Genomic DNA, 21,856 nt, shown 5'->3' with positions numbered 1-21,856 from the left:
ATGCGCACCGTCGGCTTTATCGGCTTAGGGGCTATGGGCGCGTCCATGGCGCGCAACCTCGCCAAGGCGGGGCGGCTCAAAGCGGTCTGGAACCGAACTGCGAGCAAAGCGCGCGCCCTGGCGCAAGAACTGGGCGTAGAGGCGGCGGCCACGCCTAAAGAGCTGGCGCGAAGCTGCCCCATCGTCGCCTTGTGCGTCTCGGCCGATGCCGACGTGCTCGAAGTGATCGAGGCGCTGCTTCCAAGCGTGGGGGCCGAATCGATCGTGATCGACCACTCCACGGTGAGCGTGCAGACCGCGCAAACGGCTGCCGCCAGGCTCCGATCTCGAGGCGCCGAGTTCCTCGACGCCCCGGTCTCCGGTGGGGTCGAAGGCGCGCGCGCCGGGACGTTGGTAACCATGGTCGGAGGCAGCCCAGAAGCTTTGGCCAGAGCCCGACCTGCCCTAGAAGCCGTAGCCAGCACCATCGTCCACACCGGCCCGGTCGGCAGCGGTCAAGCGCTCAAGGCGGTCAACCAGGTGCTGTGCGCCGGCATCAACCAGGCGGTGTGCGAGGCATTGGCTTTGGCGCAAGCGCTGGGCCTGGATCTTAAGCAGGCCGTTGCCGTATTATCCAAAGGCGCAGGCGGCAACTGGTTCTTAGAAAAGCGCGGCCCCACGATGATCCAAGGCGTCTTTCGCCCCGGCTTCAAACTGGCCCTGCATCACAAAGACTTGACCATTTGCCTGGCTTTAGCCAAAACGGCAGGACTTACACTGCCCCTGACGCAAAAGACGCTCGCCGATTACGCCGAACTCCTGGCCAAGGGACATGGCGAAGAGGACATCTCCGCCCTTTGGCGTCTGCAAGCTAAGCTACCGCCTTCCCCCACAGATCGTGGGTCCCCGCCTTGGTGATCTTGACCAGAACGCGCTGGCCGGGGCAAAGATTTTCGGCCCGGTCGAGGTACACCACCCCATCGATTTCGGGAGCCTCCGCGTAGGTGCGGCCGATCGCCTTCTTGCCTTCCATCCGGTCGATCAGCACCTGATACTCCTGGCCTACGCGCCGCTTGAGCTTGGCCGCGCTGATTTTCTCCTGCAACGCCATCAGGCGCGCAAGCCGCTCTTCCTTGAGTTCCTCCGCCACCGGGTTCGGCAGGTCGTTGGCGGCCGCACCTTCCACCGGCGAGTACTTGAACGCCCCCACCCGATCCAACTGGGCCGCGCTTAAGAAATCGAGAAGCTGCTCGAATTCGGCCTCGGTCTCGCCTGGAAAACCGACGATGAAGGTGCTGCGCAAGATCAACTCGGGGCAGAACTTACGCCAGCTTTCGATCCGCTTCAAGGTGTCTTCGGCGTTGGCCGGGCGCCGCATGGCTTTTAGGATCCTGGGGCTGGCGTGCTGGAGGGGAACATCCAGGTAAGGCAAAATCCTCCCTTCGGCCATCAGGGGGATAAGCTCATCCACGTGGGGATAAGGATAAACGTAATGGAGTCTGACCCAGACTCCAAGCTCGCCCAAACCTTTAGCCAAGTCGGTCAGATGCGTGCGCCAGGTTCTGCCGCGCCATACCTCTGTCCGATACTGCAAATCCACGCCATAAGCGCTCGTGTCCTGGGCGATTACTAGGATCTCTTTAACCCCCGCCTGCACCAGGCGCTCGGCCTCGCTCAGAACTTCGCCGATCGGGCGGCTGATCAAGGGGCCGCGCATCGAAGGAATGATGCAAAAGGTGCAGCGGTGGTTGCACCCCTCGGCGATTTTCAGGTAGGCGTAGTGGCGCGGCGTCAGCTTGATGCCTTGCGGCGGCACCAGGCTGAGAAAGGGATCGTGCGGCGGGGGCAGGTGTTCGTGGATAGCCGCAATCACGCCCGCGTAGTCGTGCGCGCCGGTGATGGCGAGCACTTTCGGGAAGCGTGCCCGGATTTTCTCCGGCCGCACTCCCAGACAGCCGGTCACGATCACCTTGCCATTTTCTGAGAGTGCCTCTTCGATTGCGGCGAGCGACTCGGCAACCGCTTCCTCGATGAAGCCGCAGGTGTTGACCACCACCAGTTCGGCCTGCGCGTAGCTCGGCACCGTCTCATACCCTTCGGCGCGCAAGCGGGTCAAAATCCGCTCGCTGTCGACCAGCGCTTTGGGACAACCTAAGCTGACAAAACCGATTTTCGGACCAACCCGCACTCGTTCACCCTTCAACTTTAGCTCCCATTCCAAAGCCTTTAACTCCTACCCGACTTAAGGCGCATAGGCCAGGTTCGGTGCCAGCCACTGCTCAGCTTCACTTAAGCGCCAGCCTTTGCGCCGCGCGTAGTCCTCGACCTGATCGCGGCCGATGCGGCCGACGTTGAAATAACCCGCCTTGGGGTGGGAAAAATACCAACCGCTGACCGAGGCGCCAGGGTGCATGGCAAAGCTTTCGGTCAGGCGAATTGAGGTAGTCTCTTCCACGCCGAGCAGGTTAAACAACGTGCGCTTTTCGGTGTGATCGGGGCAAGCCGGATACCCAGGCGCCGGGCGGATGCCGCGGTATTTCTCCGCAATCAGTTCCTCGTTGCTCAGGTCTTCGTACGGAGCGTAGCCCCAAAACTCGCGGCGCACACGCTCGTGCAGGTGCTCGGCGAAGGCTTCGGCCAGGCGATCGGCCAAAGCCTTGAGCAAGATCGCGCGGTAGTCGTCGTGCTCGCGCGCAAAGCGCTCGAGCTGCGCCTCGATGCCGATTCCGGCGGTGACCGCAAACGCGCCGATAAAGTCGGGCACGCCGCTGTCTTCGGGGGCGACAAAGTCGGCCAGACAGTAATTGGGCTGACCTTGCGGTTTTTGCTGCTGCTGGCGCAAGTGGTGGAGCACCCACTCCCGACCGTGGGCCTTAACCACGATATCGTCGCCGCGGGAGGCGGCCGAAAAAAGCCCAAATACGCCTTGCGCGGTCAGCCACTTCTCCGCCACCATCTGCTCGAGCAGTTTTTCGGCATCGGCCAAAAGCCTTCTGGCCTCTTTTCCTACCACTGGATCGTCGAGGATTTTGGGATAGCTACCCACCAATTCCCACGCCTGAAAAAACGGCGACCAGTCGATGTAGCGAACCAGCGTTTCTAAAGGATAGGCGTCAAAAACGTGTATCCCCGGCTTGCGCGGCATGGGCGGAAGATAACTTGCCCAGTCGGTACGCAAGCGGTTGGCGCGCGCCGCCTCGATGGCAAGGAGCCTGGCGGACTCTTGCCGCTTGGCATGACGCGCGCGCACCTCCTCGTACTCGCGGGCGAGATTGGCCAAAAACGGCCCGCGCAGCTCGGCGCTCAAGAGGCTGCCGACCACGCCCACCGCGCGCGAAGCGTCGGGAACGTAGACCACTGGAGCCGCATAATGGGGAGCGATCTTGACCGCGGTGTGAACCCGGGAGGTGGTCGCCCCGCCGATCAGCAAGGGGATATCTAATCCTTGCCGCGCCATCTCCTTGGCCACGTGGACCATCTCGTCCAGCGAGGGGGTGATCAGCCCCGACAGGCCGACGATATCCACCTGCTGCTCGCGGGCGGCGTGGAGGATTTTATCTGCCGGCACCATCACGCCCAAGTCCACGACCTCAAAGCCATTGCACTGGAGCACCACGCCGACGATGTTCTTGCCGATGTCGTGGACGTCGCCCTTGACCGTGGCGAGCAACACCTTGCCGGCGCTTTTGCCTTCCTGGCGCTCGGCCTTGAGGTAGGGCTCAAGATGCGCCACGGCTTTTTTCATCACTCGCGCCGATTTGACCACCTGCGGTAGAAACATCTTGCCGGCGCCGAACAAATCCCCGACCACGTTCATTCCGGCCATCAAAGGACCTTCGATCACCGCCAAAGGACCGCCGAGAAGCTTTCTGGCCTCTTCGGTGTCCTCCTCGATGTAGTCGGCGATCCCCTGGACTAAGGCGTGCTCTAGACGTTTTTCCACCGGCCAGCTGCGCCACTCCAGCTCCTGCACCTTGGCTTCCCCTGCCCCGCGATAGCTGGCGGCGAGCTGCAGCAGGCGCTCGTCGGCATCCTCGCGCCGGCACAAGAGCACGTCTTCGATGGCTTCGCGCAGTTCCCAAGGCACCTCCTCGTAGATGCCCAATTGCCCGGCGTTGACGATGCCCATGTCCAGCCCGGCGCGGATCGCGTGGTACAGAAACACCGCGTGGATCGCCTCGCGCACCGCGTCGTTGCCGCGAAACGCGAACGACACGTTGGAGATGCCACCGGAGGTCAGCGCGTAGGGCAACGTGTTTTTGATCTCGGCCACCGCCTCGAGGAAATCAAGGCCGTAGCGGCGGTGCTCGGGGATGCCGGTGGCGACGGCGAAGACGTTGGGGTCAAAAATGATGTCCTCGGGGGGAAAATCGAGCTTTTCCCGCAGGAGGCGATAGGCGCGGGTGCAGATCTCCACCTTGCGCTCCTTGGTGTCGGCCTGGCCCTGTTCGTCGAAGGCCATCACCACCACCGCCGCTCCGTACAGACGGGCCAGGCGAGCGTGGGCCAAAAACGCTTCCTCGCCTTCCTTGAGGGAAATGGAGTTGATCACGCCTTTGCCCTGCAGGCATTGCAGTCCCGCCTCGATCACCTCCCACTTGGAGGAATCGATCATCACCGGTACCCGGGCGATGTCGGGCTCGGCGGCGACAAGATTCAAAAACCGGACCATCGCCGCCTTGGAATCGAGCATCCCCTCGTCCAGGTTGACATCGATCATCTGCGCGCCATTTGCCACCTGTTGCCTGGCGATCTCGAGCGCCGCATCGTACCGGCCTTCCTGGATCAGGCGGCGAAAGTGGGCGGAGCCGGTGACGTTGGTGCGCTCGCCGATGTTGACGAACAGAGAATCGGGGCCAATGTTCAAGGGCTCAAGCCCGGCCAGGCGAGTCATGACTTTGGGTTTGGGCACCCGCCGCGGCGGCGCGCCCGCGACCGCCTCGGCGATCGCGCGGATGTGGTCGGGGGTGGTGCCGCAGCAGCCGCCGACGAGGTTAAGCCACCCCTCTTTAGCCCACGCGCCGATCTCTTCGGCCATCGTCTCCGGGGTCTCGTCGTAGCCGCCGAAGGCGTTGGGCAGCCCGGCGTTGGGATGGGCCGAGACAAAAGTATCGACGTAAGCGGAAATTTCCTCGACGTATTGGCGAAGTTCTTTAGGTCCCAAAGCGCAGTTAAAGCCAAAAGCTAAAGGCTCGGCGTGGCGCAGCGAGTTCCAGAACGCCTCCGGGGTTTGCCCGGACAGGGTGCGTCCGGAAGCGTCGGTGATGGTGCCGGAGATTAAAAGCGGCCGCTCAAGGCCGTGGCGGGCCAAGTACTGTTTGACGGCGAACACCGCGGCCTTGGCGTTCAAGGTGTCGAACACGGTCTCGATCAGGATGAGGTCCACCCCGCCTTCGATCAATCCCGCCACCGCCTCGGTGTAGGCAACGACCAAGTCTTGAAAGCTCACGTTGCGAAAACCCGGATCGCTCACCTCCGGGGAAATCGAAGCGGTGCGGTTGGTGGGGCCTAGGACGCCGGCAACGAAACGCGGTTTAGTCTCGCTGCTAAAAGCATCGGCCGCCTGCCTGGCCAGGCGCGCGGCGGCAAAGTTGAGCTCGCGCGCTAAATCTTCCATGCCGTAGTCGGCCAGGCTGATGCGGTTGGCGTTGAAAGTGTTGGTCTCAATGAGGTCGGCGCCGGCTTCCAAATACCGCCGATGGATCTGGGAGATGATCTCCGGCTGGGTCAGGGACAAAAGATCGTTGTTGCCTTTGAGCTCCCTTGGCCAGTCCTTGAATTGTTTGCCGCGGTAGTCGGCCTCGCTCAGGTTATACGCCTGGATCAAGGTGCCCATGGCCCCATCCAGGATCAGAATGCGCTCGGCTAGAATTTGGCGAATAGATGGCATGGCTTACGCTTCCAAAAATGCATGCAACTTTAGCATGCCTTAGAGAAACGCCTCAATTTTTAGCGCAGCTTCTGCGATAATGACAGTCTTAACAACAAACAAAATCGAGAGAGGAGAACCCTATGCGCACAATCCTTTTGTTCCTTGCGGTGGTTGCAACCTATGCGGCCCAAGCGGTCACGATCCGCCAACCCAGCGCACCGCCCGAACAATCTAAGCCGGTCCAGCTGCAGGACGCCTCCCCCCTCCTCGGTACCTGGACCTTGGTGGAAGTCGCCCCGCGCATCACCGGACCGCGCATCCCTGAAAATCGGACCTGGGAATTTAAACCCGACGGCACTTTGATCACTTCGGGATACAACCGCCACTTCAAAACCGAAGACCGCCAGGAATTCCATTACGCGATCAAAGATGGGATGATTGTCACCGATGTGCCGGGACGGCCAGACAAACAACTCGTCTATCAAGTTTACGACCTAAAAGACGACACCCTGGTTCTTCAAGGCGGCGTGGAAGGTTTTTATTTCTTCAAACGCAAATGATCGCAAAGAGGAGTTGGCTATGAAACTCAACCTCGAAAGCAAATACAAAACCGACCTTTTAATGTGGGCCGGGATCCTCGTGGTCAGCGTGGTATTCATCGGCATCTTCATGGTGTTTACCACCACCTCCCCACTCGAGCTGATCAAAAAAATCCTAAGCGCCATACTAATCATGTTCCTGCCCGGATACGTCATCGTCAAACTGTATCTGGACGAGTTTAAGCTCACGGAAAACGCGGCGCTGGATAAGTTCATCCTCTCCTTTGCCCTATCCATCATCCCCGTCCAATCCTTGGCCTTTCTGGTCAATTACTTTGCCATCCACTCGCTGGAGTTGGACCAAGAGATCCGCATCGGGCTGGAAAACTGGGTGCCGTTGATCATCGTGCTCTTGGTCATTGCGGTAGCGGTGGGGCTTAAATTCTTTCACGGCAGGCTCGCCGCGCTGTGGCAGCGGCTGTCGGCGTGGTCGAGCCAAAAACTCGGCGAGAGCGGACCGATGATCTTGCTGATTTTGACCACCTTCTTGACTTTAGCGGTGCTGTTTGGGCTGGTCCGGCTGATCTTGTTCGTGGTGATCAAAGCTTCTGGTTTCCAGCCTTACTGAGCAATCCAAAGTTTTAAGGACGCGGGCCTTATGGCCCGCCTCGTTTTTTGCATGCCCACGATCGATCGGGCACCGGCTCTACCCTATACTGCCTACGAAATAGATACGGCAGCTTACGACCGCGCCGTGCGCCTGTTCCGCTTCGCCAAGCGTTTCCTCCACCTTAATTTCAAGCTCCACGCTCCAGAAGGGCTGGTAAACCAAGCCCAGATCTTCGTCTTCAACCACTTCGCCCGCTTCGAGACCCTGATTCCCCAATATCTGCTCTACGAATGCTGCCGCACTTATTGTTGCGCCATCGCCCACCGAGAGCTGTTCGAAGTCAATGAGAACCTCGGCCGCTGGTTGCTGAGCGTGGGCGCCATCCCCCACGACCACCCCCAGCTGCTGCCGTTGTTGGCCAGGCAAATCCTGCGCGGCCGCAAAGTGATCGTCTTTCCGGAAGGCGGCATGGTCAAGGACCGGCGCGTCGTCGATCGCAAAGGGCGCTACCGCATCTATTCCCGTACCGCCCTCGACCGGCGCCGCCAGCACACCGGCGCGGCGGTGTTGGCTTTGGTTCTGGATCTGTTCAAGCAAGCGGTCCTTACCGCCTACGCCGGCGGGCAGGAGGATCGCCTAGCGCGCTGGCAACGGCAGCTGAATCTCCAAGACCGCGACGAATTTCTCGCCCGCTGCCGCGAGCCGACGCTGATCGCAGCGGCCAACATCACCTTTTTCCCCTTACGCATCGACGACAATTTCATCCACAAAGCGATCGAAACGATCCGCCCGGGAATCAGCAAACGCCTGCTGGAAGAGCTTTTGATCGAGGGCAATCTGCTTCTGAAAGATACCGACATGGACATCCATTTGGACGAACCGATACGCATAGACGAGTGCTGGAGACCCTGGGAGCGCTGGCTTTACCGCAGGCTCTTGCCGCAGATCGACAACCTAGAAGAGATCTTCGCCTGGCACACCAGCCAGGGCTTTGGGCAACGCTTCTTGGCCCGCCGTCTCCGGCACAATGCCCACCGGATTCGGGATCAATATATGGCGGCTATGTATCGAGCCGTCACCATCCATCTGTGCCACTTGGCCGCCACACTGATCTACGAGGCGCTGCGGCGCGGCCGCGACCGGCTCGTCAAACAAACCTTTAACGCCGCCCTATACTTGGCAATCAAGCGCATCCAACGCGAGCCTAGGCTGTTTTTGCACCGCAGCTTGGGCAACCCGGACAATTACCGCGACCTGCCCGCCGCCGAACCGCCTTTTCTCAAGCAGTTCTTCGGCACGGCGGAAAGCGCCGGGTTGATCGAACCGGTCGGCGGCTGTTACCACTTTTTACCCAAACTGAGCCAAGAATTCGAACTCGACCGCATTCGCCTGGAAAACCCAGTGCTGGTCTACGCCAACGAGGTCGCACCCCTGTCGCGCGTTCGGCAAATCGTCGGGCAGGCGCTCGATCAGGCCGAGCGGCTGACCGCGCGCGAGTTGGCAGGGCTGCGTTTCGACGACGAAATCCGATCCTGGCATTGGGATAAAAAATTTTATTCGGCGCCGTGCTTTGCCGAGATCAATCAACTCGAGACGCTCACCGAAAGCGCCGAGCCGTTTCTGTTCTCACCCAAAGCTTGTGCCAAAGGCGTGCTGTTGGTCCACGGCCTGCTCGCCTCCCCGGCGGCGATGCGCCCTTTGGGCGAGGCCCTGGTCCGGGCCGGCTACACCGTGCTCGGCGTCCGCCTCAAGGGGCACGGCACCTCCCCGTGCGACCTACGCGAGCGCACGTTTTCAGATTGGTACGCTTCGGTCCGGCGCGGCTTTGAGATTCTCGCCGACCTGACCCCAACCGTCGCGGTCGTCGGCTTCTCCACCGGCGGATTGCTGGCCCTGCTTTTGGCCGCCGACCAGCCCGACCCGTTGACGGCGGTAGCAGCGATCGCCCCTCCAATTAAATTTCGCAGTCCCACCCTGGCGCTGGTGCCGTTGGTCCATCAGGCCCGGCGCCTGACCGAGTGGATGCCGAACGGCGGTTTTAAGGGTTTCTTGCTCAACCAGTCGGAACACCCTAAGCTCAATTATCGCCACGTCCCTATCCAGGCCCTTCACGAACTGCGCGGGCTCATCGCCGAAACCAAGGCGCGTTTGCCTGAAGTCCAATGCCCGGTCTTGCTCTTGCAAGGAGACGGCGACCCAGTAGTCGACCCAAACAGCGCCCAAATCCTCTTCGATCAACTGGGCACCCACCGCAAAATCCTGGCCCTGATCGGCGCTCGCCGACACAACATCGTGTACGAAGATCCCGGTGGAGTCCATGCGATGATCCGGTTTTTCCTCGACCAGCACGGCCTCTCCCTATGAGCGACCGGCCTTGGCTCAAGCTTTATCCGCAAGGCCTGCCAGCCGACCTGCCTCCTTTGGAGGACGCCTCTTTGGTCGCGCTGTTTGCGCGGATAAGCCGCGAGTTCGCGGAGGCCCCGGCGTTAGTAAACCTAGGTACGGTTCTGAGGTATCGCGACCTCTATCGCCTGTCTTTGCGTTTTGCCCACAGCTTGCGCCGCTTTGGGCTGGAAAAAGGCGAGCGGCTGGCGATCATGCTGCCCAACCTGCTGCAGACGCCGGTGGTGCTGATCGGCGCCTTGCGCGCCGGCCTGACCGTAATCAACGTCAACCCGCTGTTCACCGCTAGGGAATTGGCGCAGGAGTTGAAGGACGCAGAAGCCTCAGGGATCGTGGCGCTCGCCAACTTTGGCCGCGTTCTGGAACAGGCTTGCACCCAGTACGGGCTTAGGCTCAAGCACATCTTCGTCACCGAAGTCGGCGACCTGTGCCCTCCCCTCAAACGCCGACTGGTGAACTGGACGGTACGCTATCTAAAGCGCCAAGTACCGCCGTTTCGGCTTCCGATCACCGCAAGCCTACGCCAGGCCCTGGAAGAAGGGCAAGAGACGCCTTTGCACGTTCCCCTCGAGCCCAATGACCTGGCGTTTCTACAGTACACCGGCGGCACCACCGGCACTCCCAAAGGGGCGATGCTCTCCCACGCCAATTTGCTCGCCAACATCGAGCAGGCGCGCTTGTGGCTCACCTGCAAAGGCTTTCGCAAGCGCTTGGAACCTGGCCGCGAGCGCGTCGTCACCGCCCTCCCCCTGTACCACATCTTCGCCCTCACCGCCAACCTCTGGGTCGGGATGAGTCTAGGGGCATGCAACCGGCTGGTCAGCGATCCTCGGGACTTGCCCGGCCTGATCCAAACCTTACGCGAGTTTAGACCTTCGGTGATCACCGGGGTCAACACGCTATTTAGCCATTTGCTCGCTACCCCGAGCTTCGCCAAGCTGGATTTTACCGCCCTAAAGCTCACCTTGGCGGGAGGCATGGCGACGCAGAAAGCGGTCGCAGAACGCTGGCAGAAGCTCACCGGCTGTCCGGTGCTGGAAGGCTATGGGCTGACCGAGGCCTCGCCGGTGGTAACCTTAAATCCCTTAGACTGCGACACCTTCACCGGCAGCATCGGCTTGCCGCTCCCAGGCACCGAATGTCGGATCGTCGACGACGGCCGGACTCTGCCCCCCGGGGAAATCGGCGAATTGTGCGTGCGCGGCCCCCAGGTGATGCGCGGCTACTGGAAGAAGCCCGAGGAAACGCAGGCGGTCCTGGACTCGGAAGGCTGGCTGCGCACCGGCGACATCGCCAAGATGGACGAGCGCGGATTTTTCTATTTGGTGGATCGCAAAAAGGATCTGATCCTAGTCTCGGGTTTCAACGTCTATCCCAGCGAAATCGAGGAAGTGGTGAGCGCCCATCCCAAAGTCAAGGAATGCGCCGCCCTCGGCGTGCCCGATCCCCACACCGGCGAGGCGGTCAAACTGGTCGTGGTCAAGGCCGATCCCAGCCTGAGCGCAGAGGAAATCCAGGCTTGGTGCCGCGCCAACCTCACCGCCTACAAGCGTCCCCACTGGATCGAGTTTCGCGCCGAACTGCCCAAATCGGCGGTGGGTAAAGTCCTGCGCCGCCAGCTTCGCTAAGCTATTTTTGCTTTAGGTCAAAAACCGATCGCAGCGCAAGTGGTAACGTAAGTTCCGTCAGGCGCATCTGACTCATTTACCAACCAATATCTTTTAGGAGAACACGATGAGCGAACAACCTAAACAGGAAAAAGATTACTTTTGGTACATCATCGCCGCCGTCATCGTCGCCGTGGCCACCGCTTTGTGGATGGTCAAAAATCAGGAACACGGCAAATACGTCACCACCGAGCAAGCTATCCAACAAGATAAAGCTTTTTCCGCCTACCGCTAGTTCTGCCTCTTTTGGACTCCTCCTTCTCGTGATGGATAGAGAGGCGATTTTGCCATCGCCTCTCTTTTTGTTTCAGAGCAGATTGCCTTCCTTGTCCACCAGCGGGACTTTATAGCGCTTGAGCAACGCCGTGATCGCCTCGCGGTGCTGCTCGATCAGCGCATCGAGCTTGGCTTTCAACGCCTTGTCGTCGCGCCGCACTCCCATGGCAATGGCGTAATCAAAGCGGATTCCAGGCTCCGATTTGAGCGGCAGCAGCCGGAAGTCTTTGGGGTGTTTCAAGGCCAAATAGGCGCCGATCGGCCCCCACACGAGAGCCATGTTGATTCTGCCGGCGGTAAATTCCTTCTCCAGCGTCATGGCGGTGTTGACGTTCGGATCGCCGGTCATCGCCTGATAGGTACGCCCCTGATCGAGCAGACCGTGGCGCAACAGCCAGGTCACGCCAGGAGTGCGATCGAACATGGCGATCCTGAGCTTGGCTTTGCGTCCGGGGGGCAGGTCAAACAGCTTTTCCGGGCGGTCGATGTCGTCAAAGCCTTTGCCAAGGGCAATCGCCAACACGTAAGTGGAGCGATAATACGGTTTGGTGGTCGCGGCCAACTCAAAACCGGCAGGCAGCCCCATGACTACGTCGCACTTGTAGCGCTCGGTCTCGGGGTCTTTGGCCTGCAGGGTGTTGCGCAGGAAACCGATCCTTTGGGGGAACCAGGTATATTCGACTTTTTCCCCTAAGGCCTCAGCGAACAACTTGGCGATCTGATTTTCAAAGCCGTCTTCTTGTCTTGTAGACAGCGGGGGATTGACTGGGTCGGCGCAGACCCGCAAAGATTCAGCACGCGCGCCCCCTAGCCCAAGCACGAACGCCACCAAACTTATTAGCAAACGAACTGACATCGGCACGACTCCATTCAAGTTAAAACCGTTAGATTCTTGTGATCGAATGAATTTTCAGGTAGCTTTAGTCTTCTCATCTTTAGGCCATCACTCCATGACCCTCCAAGCCAAAGACATCATGCAACCGGAGGTGGTTTGCGTCCCTCCGGAAATGACCTTGGACCAATTCGAAGAGTTTTTGACCGTCCAAGACATCGACGGCGCCCCCGTCCAAAACGCCGTTGGGGAGATCGTCGGCATCGCCTCCAAGACCGACGTCATCCGGGCCTTGCGCTTCCAAGGACGCGACCGCCTCAAGCTGGATGGGGTAAATATCACCGTAGGCGACATCATGACCGACGAGGTGGTTTTCGTTCCACCCGACCTTTCGCCGCGGGAAGTGGCCGAACTGATGATCGAGCGCCGCATCCACCGCGTGCTGGTGGGAGACAAGCGCTGCGTGCGTGGCATCATCACCGCTTTTGACCTCCTGCGCTTGGTGCGCTAAATCGCTATTCCCAAAGGATTGTCCGGATCCACGCCGGGCATAAACGGCACCCGCCGATCCTGGTCGGTCACCTGGTAGACCAGCCCCAACCAATTGTTGAACACCGCTTTGGCGGTATCGCGCCAGGTGTTGTCGAGCAGCGGCAGCAACGCGCTTTCTGGAAACTCCGGCGGCTCTTTTCCCCGGCGCTTGGCGCTTTCCACCGCCGCCCGATAATCCCGCAAAATCGCCTGAGCTTGGGCGTTGAAATAGTTCTCCACCAGCGGCGGATAGTCTTCGCGCTCGCCGCGGCAATACCTGCCCACCTCGCGTTTGTATTCTTTGAGCAGGCTGACGGTATCGTATTCGGGGTGCCCTTGGAAATACACCACCCGCAAGAGGTCCGGGCTGACCGCCAGGTGCACGCCGGCCACCTCGCTTTCTACCAAGATTTTCAGTCCCGCCCGCTCTAGGTCTTGGCGGAACAGTTCGTTGAAGCGCGAATGGGGCACGTCGAAACGGGTGTTGATGTCGGCGACCAAAGGATGGCGCGGTTCCACCACGCGGTGGGAATACACTCCCCAGCGCTTGGCCGGCAAGCGGGTGCGGCGGATGCCGTAACTGTACTGAACCAGCGCGTGGGTCGCCAGGCACGAACACAAAATAGAAGTCACATGCCGCTTAGCCCAATCGAAGACTTCGGTCAAAGGCCCCCAGAAAGGCTCTTCGGAAATGTCGGCGCAAGTCACGTTGGCGCCGCTGATGATCAAGGCATCCAGCCCTTCTGCGCGGATCTTGGCAAACGGTTCGTAGTAACGTTCGATATGCGCGCGGGCCTCGGGACTGCGTTTTAGTCCCTCGATGGTAAACGGGTGGACGTAAAACTGCACGATCTGGTTGCATCCCCCGAGCAGCCGGAAAAACTGCCGTTCGGTCGCTTCCAACGCCTTGTCCGGCATCATGTTCAACAGGCCGATGTGGAGTTCGCGGATGTCCTGATGACGCGCCGCCTCCAGGGACAGCACTTTTTGGCCCTCGGCCTTAAGACGTGCAAACGTGGGCAGCTCGGTATGGGCAACCAAAGGCATAATTTTCCTCCTCTCACTCGTTGCGGGAAGGGGCTTCTTTGGCCGCGAGGCTATCGGCCACCAGCTGGAGAAAATCCTGTTCGTCGCGCACCTTGGCCGCCTCGCTGGCGTCGATCACATAGCCGTAGCGGTCGGCGATCGCCTGATAGCGCGGCAGGCGCGAGTGAAACAAACGCGGAAACACCCAAGCCACGAACTCGTCCGGCGGAATCTGATCGGCGCTGGCGTAGCCGCGCTCGGCGAGGAATTCCGCCAGCTGGCGGTCCAAAAACTCCTCTCGATAATACAAAGGCTTGGGGTTGCGACGGGCGCGCTCGATCAAAGTCTGCTCCAATTCCGGCGTCGTCTTGAGGTAAAGGATTAAAGTATGCTCGGCCAAAGTTTCGAGCACCTCCGGCGCGTCCAACTCGCACACGCTGCCGCCGGCGTCGTTGACGAAGTGGCGGTAACCGTAAATCTCGCGCGCCTTGTCGATGAACTCCGGCACGTCCAGCATGGCGGCGATCTCGGCCTGGCGGTGCAGCGCCTGGCGGCGTTTGAATTCCGCAAGCGGCAACCCGCCTTGCGCCGGATCGCCGACCTTGCCCAAAAAGGTGGCGATGGGAGCTAGGTTTTCTACCGTAATGTTGCTGCAGATATAGATCGAATCGGAACGCAGCAAGTCGCGCAAAAAAGGCACCTGCATGGCTTGGCGCTTGATGTTGTCGAGGATCGGCTCCTCCAAATACTTGGTGCCGATCCGATAATCGCCCGAGTAGTGGAACCATTCGGCCTTGGGCAATTTGTTGGCAAGCGTGGTCTTGCCTACCCCGGACATCCCGAGCAAGGTGATGCGCTTGGCGTCCCAGCGCAAAAATTCCTGTGGTGTCATTCTCATACAGCAACTCGCTGAGCGGGTTTAGCCAATCTTGCTATTTAAGCACAGCTTGAACGCAACGGTTTAAATTTAGACCGCAAGCTGAACTTTCCGTTTAGGGAAAACCCGCCGCGTGTCATAATTTAATTTTTTTTAGGGTCTGGCCCCAATCGGATTTAGGATGGCTTTTAGATACCAAGCGGCCCGGTGGGCAACTGGGCTTTTGCTCTCCTGGCTTAGCTTAGCGATCCAAGCCCAGCCACAGTTGGATCTTCCTGCCTGGAGTGAACTGCGGCTGGAATTGCCCCCGGCTTTAACGGTCAAAGCGGATCTAAAAACGATTACCGCCGACCAGGCCAGACCGGAATTGCTCGAACGCCCAGGCGCTCTAAAGCCTCACGGCAAAGTCTACCGCCTGAGGGTAGAAACCCGCCTAAAATGGTTCCTGTCGAGCAAGACCTGGCTAGGACAGCTTTGGATGCAACCCGATCTTACCGCCTTGCAACGCAACCGGCTCAAAATCGGGCCAGGGGGCGATTACAAAACCTACCGTTACGCCGCCCCAGGGGTTTATCGGATCCGCCAGCAGCCTAACAACCCAGAGCAAGAGCTCAAACCGCCCACGACTTGGCCCATTACCAACGAAACGTTTCACGCCTTTCCCCAAACGGTCATCCGCCGCTGCGCTTTGATCTCCGACCCGTACGCGATCCTCCTGCTGCTCTCCCAGGACTGGCCCACCGCCGAGACGGTGGTTTGCTTGTTCAACAAGGAAGGCGTGTACCCGGTCAGCTTCCAACCCACCGGCCCAGAGCCCGTGCAGGTCAACTATCGCTTAAGGCAAGGCGCAAAATCGCACCCGGTGCAGGCCCTTATCCACGCCGAACGCATTCGCATCCACCCTCTGCCCCAAGAAGCCGAGGGCAACGATCCCGAGCCCTTTGAATTTCTCGGCATGGAAGGCGATATTATTTTCCTGCGCGACCCCAAAACGCGCCTGCCGCTGCAAATCGAAGGCGAAGTCCCAGGCTTTGGCCGGGCCAAATTGGTCCTGACCTGGGTCAAGCTGCGCTGACTTTGCGCGCCAGCTGTTCGAGCAGTCCGCCTTGAGCCACAGCGAGCCGGGCGATTTCCTTGGCCCGCGCCGGGGTGGCCGCGTAAGCGTAGATGCGAAGCTGGGGGGCATTGCCCGAGGGGCGCACGTGGGCGACCTCGCCGTTGGCAAAGTAACCGCGCACGCCGTCGAGCACGTTGAAGGCGAGGAGAGGCGCAAACCCCAGGCGCGAGGAAAAAACCTCTTCCAGCAGCCGTTTGCGCGCCAACCACCGCTCTGCCTGCGGGCTCGTTGCAGGCCAACGAGCAAGCTCGAAGGCCCCTCCTCCCAGCAACGCCACCGCCCCGTCGCCAAAGCGCACCTCCTCGACCCCGGCTTCCGGCGGGGCGAAATAAGAAACGATTTTGCGGCTTAAGCTTTGGGGAAAACCATCGATGAGGTCAGAACACCCAAAGCTTTGGGGAAATTCGCGCAGCAGCCCGATCAGATCCGTCCCGCGCCGCTTGGCCGCCGCCAGCGCGCTCAGAATCGGCAAAGCGGCATCGCGGGTGGGCAGCGCTTGGAGCGGCCCGCCTTCCAAAAGCAGATCCGATCCCACCAAAAAACCACCGTTGGCCTCCCAGGCGACGACTTTTTGCTTGCCGCTTTGGATCCAGTCTTGCATGGCCTCGATCACGTAAGGGGAACCGATCCGGGTACGGCGCAAAGCGATTCCCCGCGCGGCCAAAAATTCCTCCAACGCCGGATTGGCGCTGATCGGTACCGCCGCCGCGTCCGCACCCAGATACTCCGCCGTGACCGCCCCCAACAGGTCGCCCGGGAAGAGCGTAAGCTCCTCCCCGGAGACGCCAAGCAAAAGCGGCCGATCGCTGTCGCCGTCGGTGCTCACCACCGCATCGAGCGGTGCGCCTTGGCGCTTCACCCAGTCGCCAAGCAGCGCAAGGTGCGCCTCTGAGATCGCCTCGGTATCGAGCGGGATGAACTCCTCGCACCGGCCAACGCAAATCACTTCGGCCCCAGCGGCGGTCAAGATCTCCGGCAACAGCTCGCGGCCCACCGCGCTGTACTCGAAGAACAATACCCTCAAACCCTCAAGGGAACCGGCGAACGCTTCCCGATAGCGGTCGCGGTAGCGCGCTGCCGGGGCCGGGTTGATCTTAGGCAAGGCGGGGCGAAATTGAGGTTTGAACTGGCCATCGGGGGCAAACGGCGAAGCTTCCGCCGGGCGGGCGTACTCCTGGCGGCGGAACGCCTCGACCGCCTCCAGGATCCCGGCTTCGTCGCTTTTGCGCACTTCCCCGTCGCAGCGGTTGGCCTTCTGGCCGTTGCGGTCGGCGGGGATGTGGCTGCCGGTCACCACAAAGCTCGCCACCCCCTGCGCCAAGGCGTAGTACGTCAACGCCGGGGTCGGCAAGAATCCCCCGTAATCCACTTGGTAACCTGCGTCTGCAATCGCCTTGGCGGTCGCCGCAAGCAGCCTCAAGGTGGACGGCCTAAGATCCCCGGCCAGAGGGATAGCGATGGCCTCTTTGGGTTTGGCAACGCACGCGAGCTTGCCGATGCGCTCGAAATACGCCAACGTGCCGCGGGTCAGACAGTACACCTCAAGGTCGGTCAGCTCCTCCACGCGGGCGCGCACGCCGCTGGTCCCGAATTGGAGGGGCTTAGGTGTAAACGTCAACACTTCTTGCAAACTCGGCCCCATCACGCCTCCCCTCCAACCACCTCGATTTTGGCGATGCGGCGCTTGCCGACCTGAAAGACGTGGGTTTCGCCGACCGCAATCGTGCGCCCCGGATCGCCGAGCCGTTCGCCGTCGACCCGCACCGCCCCCTGCCGGATCAAGCGGATCGCCTCAGAAGTGCTGGGCGCGAGCCCTGCCTCCTTGAGGAGGTAGGCAACGCCCAAGCCTGTGCCGGAAGGCGCGGCGATTCTACAAAGGGCGATGTCCTGGGGCAGCTCCCCGCGTTTGAAGCGCGCTTCGAAATCTTCCAGCGCGCGACGCGCCGCCGCCGGGCCGTGGAACCTGCCGACGATTTCCAGCGCCAGCTCGATCTTGGCCTCGCGCGGGTTTTTGCCTTCGGCGCAGGCGCGCTTTAGGCCCTCGATCTCCGCCGCCGGGCGCAGGCTCAACCGCTCGAAATAGCGCCACATCAGGGTATCCGAGATCGACATGAGCTTGCCGAACATCTCCTCAGGCGGTTCGCAAATAGCGATGTAGTTTTTGAGCGACTTGGACATCTTCTGCACCCCGTCTAGCCCCTCCAGGATCGGCAGGGTGATCACCACTTGCGGTTTTTGGCCGTAGACCTGTTGCAGGTAGCGGCCGACCAAAAGGTTGAACTTCTGGTCGGTCCCTCCCAACTCCACGTCGGCCTTGAGCGCCACCGAATCGTAGCCCTGCAGCAAGGGATACAGAAACTCGTGGATGGCGATCGCCTGGCCGCTTTGGTAGCGCTTTTTGAAATCGTCGCGCTCGAGCATCCTGGCCACGGTGTACTTGCCCGCCAGCTGGATCAGATCGGCGGCAGAAAGCTCGCCCAGCCAGCTCGAATTGAACATCACCAGAGTGCGCTGCGGGTCCAAGATTTTATAAATCTGTTCCTCGTAAGTGCGGGCGTTTTCGATCACCTCGTCGCGGGTCAGCGGCGGGCGAGTCTGGCTCTTGCCGGTAGGGTCGCCGATCATGCCGGTGAAATCGCCGATCAAAAAGATCGCCTCGTGCCCGAGCTCTTGGAACTGCCTGAGTTTGTTGAGCAAAACCGTATGTCCTAGGTGCAAATCCGGAGCGGTGGGATCGAAACCGGCCTTGACGCGGAGCGGGCGCCCCTCGGCGAGTCTGGCCAACAGTTCGTCTTCGCGGAGGATTTCTTCGGTGCCGCGTTTAAGTTCGGTCAATGCGGTCGCTGCCTGCATGGTTGCTTTTAAGGTGTGTTTAACTGGCAAAGGTTACACGCAGTCCATTAAACTTAACAACCCTTATTGGGCACTTTGGCGCTTTCATGGGCGAGTACTTCATCGGCCTGATGTCCGGCACCAGCCTCGACGGCATCGACGCCGTGCTGGCGGAGGTCTCCGCCCAGGCGTTCGCCCTGCGCGAGCGCCATTACACGCCGTTTCCCCACGAGCTCAGACAGCGGCTCGCTCGCTATTGCTTTGCCGCCACCGTTCCCACCCAGGTGCTCGGCCAATTGGACGCCGAACTGGGAGAGCTTTTTGGCCGCTGCGCTCTGGCCTTGCTCGAGAAGGCCAAAATCTTGCCGCGCCAAGTGCGCGCCATCGGCAGCCACGGTCAAACCTTGCACCACCATCCGCAGGGCGTTTACCCCTACACGCTGCAGATCGGCGATCCCAACCGCATCGCCGAAATCACCGGGATCACCGTCGTGGCCGACTTCCGCCGCCGCGACCTGGCCGCCGGAGGCCAAGGCGCCCCGCTGGTCCCCGCCTTCCACAAGGCGGTGTTTTCTTCTCCAGAAGAAAACCGCGCGGTGCTGAACCTGGGCGGAATCGCCAACCTCACCCTGCTGCCTAAAGACCTTAGGCAACCTGTCACCGGTTTCGATACCGGTCCTGGCAATACGCTGCTCGATCGCTGGACCGACCGACACTTAGGCAGACCGTGGGACGAGGGCGGGCAGTGGGCGCGCGCGGGAAAGGCAGTGCCTGAATTGCTCGAAGCCCTGCTCGCCGACCCGTATTTTCGCCTACCGCCTCCCAAAAGCACCGGTCCCGAGTATTTCTCTCTGGCCTGGCTTGAAGAAAAGCTCCAGGGCTTTAGGATCCCACCCCAAAACGTCCAGGCTACCCTCGCCCACCTGACCGCCGCCTCAGTGGCTTCAAGCCTCAAAAGCGCCCGACCGGACCGGCTCCTGGTGTGCGGGGGCGGCGCCCATAACCGCTATCTTTTAGAACTTTTGGCGGCGTACTGCGGCTGCCCGGTGGAGACCACGGCGAGCTACGGCCTCGACCCCGACTGGGTGGAAGCTTCGGCTTTCGCTTGGCTAGCCTGGCGGACTCTGGAAGGCTTGCCGGGCAATTTGCCTGCGGTCACCGGCGCCCGCCGTGAAGTGATCCTGGGCGGGATCTACCCGGCGGGTTAAACCGCAAACGACGAACCGCAGCCGCAGGTCGTCTTGGCGTTGGGATTGCGGATGACGAAGCGCGCCCCGGCAAGGTCTTCTTTATAGTCGATTTCGGCCCCCTGCAGATAAGGCAGGCTCATGGAATCGACCAGCACCGTCACGCCGTGCTTTTCGATCACGGTGTCGTCCTCGGCGGCGCGCTCGTCAAAGGTGAAACCGTATTGAAACCCGCTGCACCCGCCGCCGGTAATGTACACCCTGAGCTTGAGGTCGGGGTTATTTTCCTCCGCCAAAAGTTCTGCGACTTTGGCCGCGGCTCGGTCGGTAAAAAGGATAGGTGTCTCGGACATAGACTCCCTCGCAAAGCGTTAAGACGGTTGCCATTATCCTTTTACCCTACAATTTAGGTCAAGAATCGTCCTTCAAGGCAGCCGGACGCCCGCCGCCGCCAACGCGTGCGTGAAGGCTTGCGCCCAACCCCGGTTGGCGGCAGGATTTAACGGGCTGGGGTGGGGGACCGCGCCGGCGACGATCTCCGTTCCCGCCAGCACCTTGCCCACCCGGCGCGCGGCAAATCTCCCCACGCCGAAAACGTAGCGGGGTTTGAGATACTCTACCGCCGCCTTAAGCGCCGCATCGCACACTTCAAGCAAAGGCCGCCGGTCTTCCGCAGTCAGTCGGTCGGGGGTAAGGTTCTCGCCGGTCTCCTTAAAAAAGGCCAAAGGGCAGTAATTGAGGACGAAGAAGCGGGCAAAAAAGCGCCAAGGTACGCCGTAGGTCTGTTTCGCCCAGCCCCACAACCGCATGCCGCTCACCTCCCGCCGGCGACAGGCAAACCCCAACACCGGCCGGGCCGGATGCTCCTTTGCCGGCCGCCCGACCGGCGCGGCAACGCCGAGCCAGTCGCGCACCAACACCACGTCCCCGAACGGCACGCCGGTCTGGACCATGCCCCAGGGACCCGGATTCATGCCCACCAACAGGATTTCCTTGGGCGCTTGGCCGTAGCGCTCCAGGTACTGCCGGTGGGGTTGCCAAGCGTATTCCAAGGGATTGTAGACGCAGGCCACCGGCGGCCCGAAATTTAACCTAGAGGCTTTGTGCGCGAGTTCGCCGGCGATCGCAATCAAGTCCATGGATGCCCTTCCGCCAAACAAAAACCCGCCTTGAGGCGGGTGTTGGCGTCCCCAACGGGATTCGAACCCGTGTTGCAGCCTTGAAAGGGCTGTGTCCTAGGCCGTCTAGACGATGGGGACGGAAAGTGGTGGAGCCAGCCGGGATCGAACCGGCGACCTCTACAATGCCATTGTAGCGCTCTCCCAGCTGAGCTATGGCCCCGAAAGAAGCGTTATTCTACGCAGGAAGAAAGAACGTGTCTAGAAGTTTGGCGTCCCCAACGGGATTCGAACCCGTGTTGCAGCCTTGAGAGGGCTGTGTCCTAGGCCGGCTAGACGATGGGGACGAACTCTAACAAGTTTAAATTTTTTTGCCGCCTTTGTCTATCACCCGAAGGATTATGGCCTCTTACCGGATTGATGAGATCGGCTGGATTGCAAGACCTGACCCGTTTGCTCTAGACTGGCAAAAATAGTAAGTATCGTGGTGATTCTCCGATGGTCCGGATATCCGATATACACATTCAATATATCAGCGACGAGAAAGGCGAAAAAAAGGCGGTCATCTTACCGCTTTCCGAGTTTGAGGAACTCCTTGAGGATTTGGAGGATCTCGCAGCGCTCGCGGAAAGGCGGGACGAGCAGACGGTCCCCCACGAGGAACTCATGCACAAGCTCGAAAGGGATGGCCTCTTACCGGATTGAGTGGAAACGCTCGGCGGAAAAGGAATTGAGGCAGCTTCCCAAGACGGTCATCCCCAAAATTCTGAAGAAGGTTACGGCGCTTGCGAACGACCCGCATCCTCCAGGAAGCAGGAAATTGCGTGGCGCATCCCACACCTACCGGCTTCGCACCGGGGATTACCGGATCGTCTATTCGGTGCTTGCAGACGTTTTGATCATAGAAATCATCCGAGTGGGACATCGGAAAGCAATTTACCGAAACACCCCTTGACACCAAAGCGAACACCTGAGGCCATACCTGCCGGC

Annotated in this window: 20 protein-coding genes and 3 tRNA genes; 11 read left to right on the top strand and 12 right to left on the bottom strand. The window is 60.5% G+C overall.

Going from position 1 to position 21,856, the window contains the following annotated elements; translation table 11 throughout:
* Positions 1-897 carry an NAD(P)-dependent oxidoreductase gene (locus ACYQ3M_RS06925; protein WP_460035332.1) on the top strand — a complete coding sequence of 299 codons (897 nt, stop codon included), beginning with the start codon at positions 1-3 and terminating at the stop codon, positions 895-897.
* Here the strand turns inward: ACYQ3M_RS06925 and rimO are convergent.
* Both rimO and metH read right to left on the bottom strand, forming a co-directional pair.
* Entirely contained in the window at positions 851-2,182 is a 1,332-nt protein-coding gene (gene rimO / locus ACYQ3M_RS06920; RefSeq protein ID WP_460035331.1) for a 30S ribosomal protein S12 methylthiotransferase RimO, read from the bottom strand. The two genes, ACYQ3M_RS06925 and rimO, sit on opposite strands and share 47 nt — an antisense overlap.
* A 39-nt stretch (positions 2,183-2,221) precedes the next feature.
* Entirely contained in the window at positions 2,222-5,869 is a 3,648-nt protein-coding gene (gene metH / locus ACYQ3M_RS06915; protein WP_460035330.1) for a methionine synthase, read from the bottom strand.
* A 122-nt stretch (positions 5,870-5,991) separates the two neighbouring features.
* Between metH and ACYQ3M_RS06910 the strand changes: the two genes are divergently transcribed.
* From ACYQ3M_RS06910 to ACYQ3M_RS06890, 5 genes are all read left to right on the top strand, one after another.
* The gene (locus ACYQ3M_RS06910) at positions 5,992-6,411 is read left to right on the top strand and encodes a lipocalin-like domain-containing protein (protein ID WP_460035329.1); all 420 of its coding nucleotides are present in this window, start codon (positions 5,992-5,994) and stop codon (positions 6,409-6,411) included.
* 19 nt (positions 6,412-6,430) lie between these two features.
* Positions 6,431-7,018 (top strand): hypothetical protein, encoded by a 588-nt coding sequence (locus ACYQ3M_RS06905; protein ID WP_460035328.1) that lies wholly within the window; start codon positions 6,431-6,433, stop codon positions 7,016-7,018.
* A gap of 30 nt (positions 7,019-7,048) precedes the next feature.
* On the top strand, positions 7,049-9,364 hold the full coding sequence (locus tag ACYQ3M_RS06900) for an alpha/beta fold hydrolase (protein ID WP_460035327.1): 2,316 nt from the start codon (positions 7,049-7,051) through the stop codon (positions 9,362-9,364).
* Positions 9,361-11,031 carry an AMP-binding protein gene (locus ACYQ3M_RS06895; protein ID WP_460035326.1) on the top strand — a complete coding sequence of 557 codons (1,671 nt, stop codon included), beginning with the start codon at positions 9,361-9,363 and terminating at the stop codon, positions 11,029-11,031. The genes ACYQ3M_RS06900 and ACYQ3M_RS06895 overlap by 4 nt, the downstream gene beginning before the upstream one ends.
* A 106-nt stretch (positions 11,032-11,137) precedes the next feature.
* Positions 11,138-11,305 carry a hypothetical protein gene (locus tag ACYQ3M_RS06890; RefSeq protein WP_460035325.1) on the top strand — a complete coding sequence of 56 codons (168 nt, stop codon included), beginning with the start codon at positions 11,138-11,140 and terminating at the stop codon, positions 11,303-11,305.
* Positions 11,306-11,377: 72 nt separating this feature from the next.
* On the opposite strand, the gene ACYQ3M_RS06885 is transcribed toward ACYQ3M_RS06890, so the two are convergent.
* Complete coding sequence (locus ACYQ3M_RS06885) at positions 11,378-12,202, bottom strand: quinoprotein dehydrogenase-associated putative ABC transporter substrate-binding protein (protein ID WP_460035324.1); 825 nt, start codon at positions 12,200-12,202, stop codon at positions 11,378-11,380.
* Between the two features lie 94 nt (positions 12,203-12,296).
* Here ACYQ3M_RS06885 and ACYQ3M_RS06880 point away from each other — a divergent pair, with 94 nt between their 5' ends.
* Positions 12,297-12,689, top strand: a complete 393-nt coding sequence (locus ACYQ3M_RS06880; protein WP_460035323.1) for a CBS domain-containing protein — start codon at positions 12,297-12,299, stop codon at positions 12,687-12,689.
* On the opposite strand, the gene metA is transcribed toward ACYQ3M_RS06880, so the two are convergent.
* The gene (gene metA, locus ACYQ3M_RS06875) at positions 12,686-13,756 is read right to left on the bottom strand and encodes a homoserine O-succinyltransferase MetA (protein WP_460035322.1); all 1,071 of its coding nucleotides are present in this window, start codon (positions 13,754-13,756) and stop codon (positions 12,686-12,688) included. The genes ACYQ3M_RS06880 and metA overlap by 4 nt on opposite strands.
* Before the next feature lie 13 nt (positions 13,757-13,769).
* Complete coding sequence (locus ACYQ3M_RS06870; RefSeq protein WP_460035321.1) at positions 13,770-14,633, bottom strand: ATPase; 864 nt, start codon at positions 14,631-14,633, stop codon at positions 13,770-13,772.
* Positions 14,634-14,793: 160 nt separating this feature from the next.
* On the opposite strand from ACYQ3M_RS06870, the gene ACYQ3M_RS06865 reads away from it, so the two are divergent.
* The gene (locus tag ACYQ3M_RS06865) at positions 14,794-15,687 is read left to right on the top strand and encodes a hypothetical protein (RefSeq protein WP_460035320.1); all 894 of its coding nucleotides are present in this window, start codon (positions 14,794-14,796) and stop codon (positions 15,685-15,687) included.
* On the opposite strand, the gene ACYQ3M_RS06860 is transcribed toward ACYQ3M_RS06865, so the two are convergent.
* Both ACYQ3M_RS06860 and tyrS read right to left on the bottom strand, forming a co-directional pair.
* Complete coding sequence (locus ACYQ3M_RS06860) at positions 15,674-17,371, bottom strand: phosphohexomutase domain-containing protein (protein ID WP_460035319.1); 1,698 nt, start codon at positions 17,369-17,371, stop codon at positions 15,674-15,676. The two genes, ACYQ3M_RS06865 and ACYQ3M_RS06860, sit on opposite strands and share 14 nt — an antisense overlap.
* Positions 17,371-18,582 (bottom strand): tyrosine--tRNA ligase, encoded by a 1,212-nt coding sequence (tyrS, locus tag ACYQ3M_RS06855; RefSeq protein ID WP_460035318.1) that lies wholly within the window; start codon positions 18,580-18,582, stop codon positions 17,371-17,373. The genes ACYQ3M_RS06860 and tyrS overlap by 1 nt, the downstream gene beginning before the upstream one ends.
* 86 nt (positions 18,583-18,668) lie before the next feature.
* Between tyrS and ACYQ3M_RS06850 the strand changes: the two genes are divergently transcribed.
* Positions 18,669-19,769 carry an anhydro-N-acetylmuramic acid kinase gene (locus tag ACYQ3M_RS06850; protein ID WP_460035317.1) on the top strand — a complete coding sequence of 367 codons (1,101 nt, stop codon included), beginning with the start codon at positions 18,669-18,671 and terminating at the stop codon, positions 19,767-19,769.
* On the opposite strand, the gene erpA is transcribed toward ACYQ3M_RS06850, so the two are convergent.
* From erpA to ACYQ3M_RS06825, 5 genes are all read right to left on the bottom strand, one after another.
* Complete coding sequence (erpA, locus tag ACYQ3M_RS06845) at positions 19,766-20,101, bottom strand: iron-sulfur cluster insertion protein ErpA (protein WP_460035316.1); 336 nt, start codon at positions 20,099-20,101, stop codon at positions 19,766-19,768. The genes ACYQ3M_RS06850 and erpA overlap by 4 nt on opposite strands.
* Positions 20,102-20,173: 72 nt before the next feature.
* The gene (locus ACYQ3M_RS06840) at positions 20,174-20,887 is read right to left on the bottom strand and encodes a uracil-DNA glycosylase family protein (RefSeq protein ID WP_460035315.1); all 714 of its coding nucleotides are present in this window, start codon (positions 20,885-20,887) and stop codon (positions 20,174-20,176) included.
* Between the two features lie 43 nt (positions 20,888-20,930).
* A tRNA-Glu gene (locus tag ACYQ3M_RS06835) sits at positions 20,931-21,007 on the bottom strand.
* A 6-nt stretch (positions 21,008-21,013) separates the two neighbouring features.
* Positions 21,014-21,089, bottom strand: a tRNA-Ala gene (locus ACYQ3M_RS06830).
* A 47-nt stretch (positions 21,090-21,136) separates the two neighbouring features.
* Positions 21,137-21,213, bottom strand: a tRNA-Glu gene (locus tag ACYQ3M_RS06825).
* Positions 21,214-21,364: 151 nt separating this feature from the next.
* Here ACYQ3M_RS06825 and ACYQ3M_RS06820 point away from each other — a divergent pair.
* Together ACYQ3M_RS06820 and ACYQ3M_RS06815 are read left to right on the top strand one after the other, a co-directional pair.
* A complete protein-coding gene (locus ACYQ3M_RS06820; RefSeq protein ID WP_460035314.1) occupies positions 21,365-21,571 on the top strand; it encodes a hypothetical protein in 207 nt (68 codons plus the stop codon).
* The gene (locus tag ACYQ3M_RS06815) at positions 21,552-21,821 is read left to right on the top strand and encodes a type II toxin-antitoxin system RelE family toxin (RefSeq protein ID WP_460035313.1); all 270 of its coding nucleotides are present in this window, start codon (positions 21,552-21,554) and stop codon (positions 21,819-21,821) included. Before ACYQ3M_RS06820 ends, ACYQ3M_RS06815 begins: the two co-directional genes overlap by 20 nt.
* The last annotated feature ends 35 nt before the right edge of the window (positions 21,822-21,856 follow it).

This window comes from Methylothermus subterraneus (assembly GCF_054656915.1).
The sequence above is the reverse complement of the archived record's forward strand: the minus strand, read 5'-3'. Positions and strand labels throughout refer to the sequence as shown.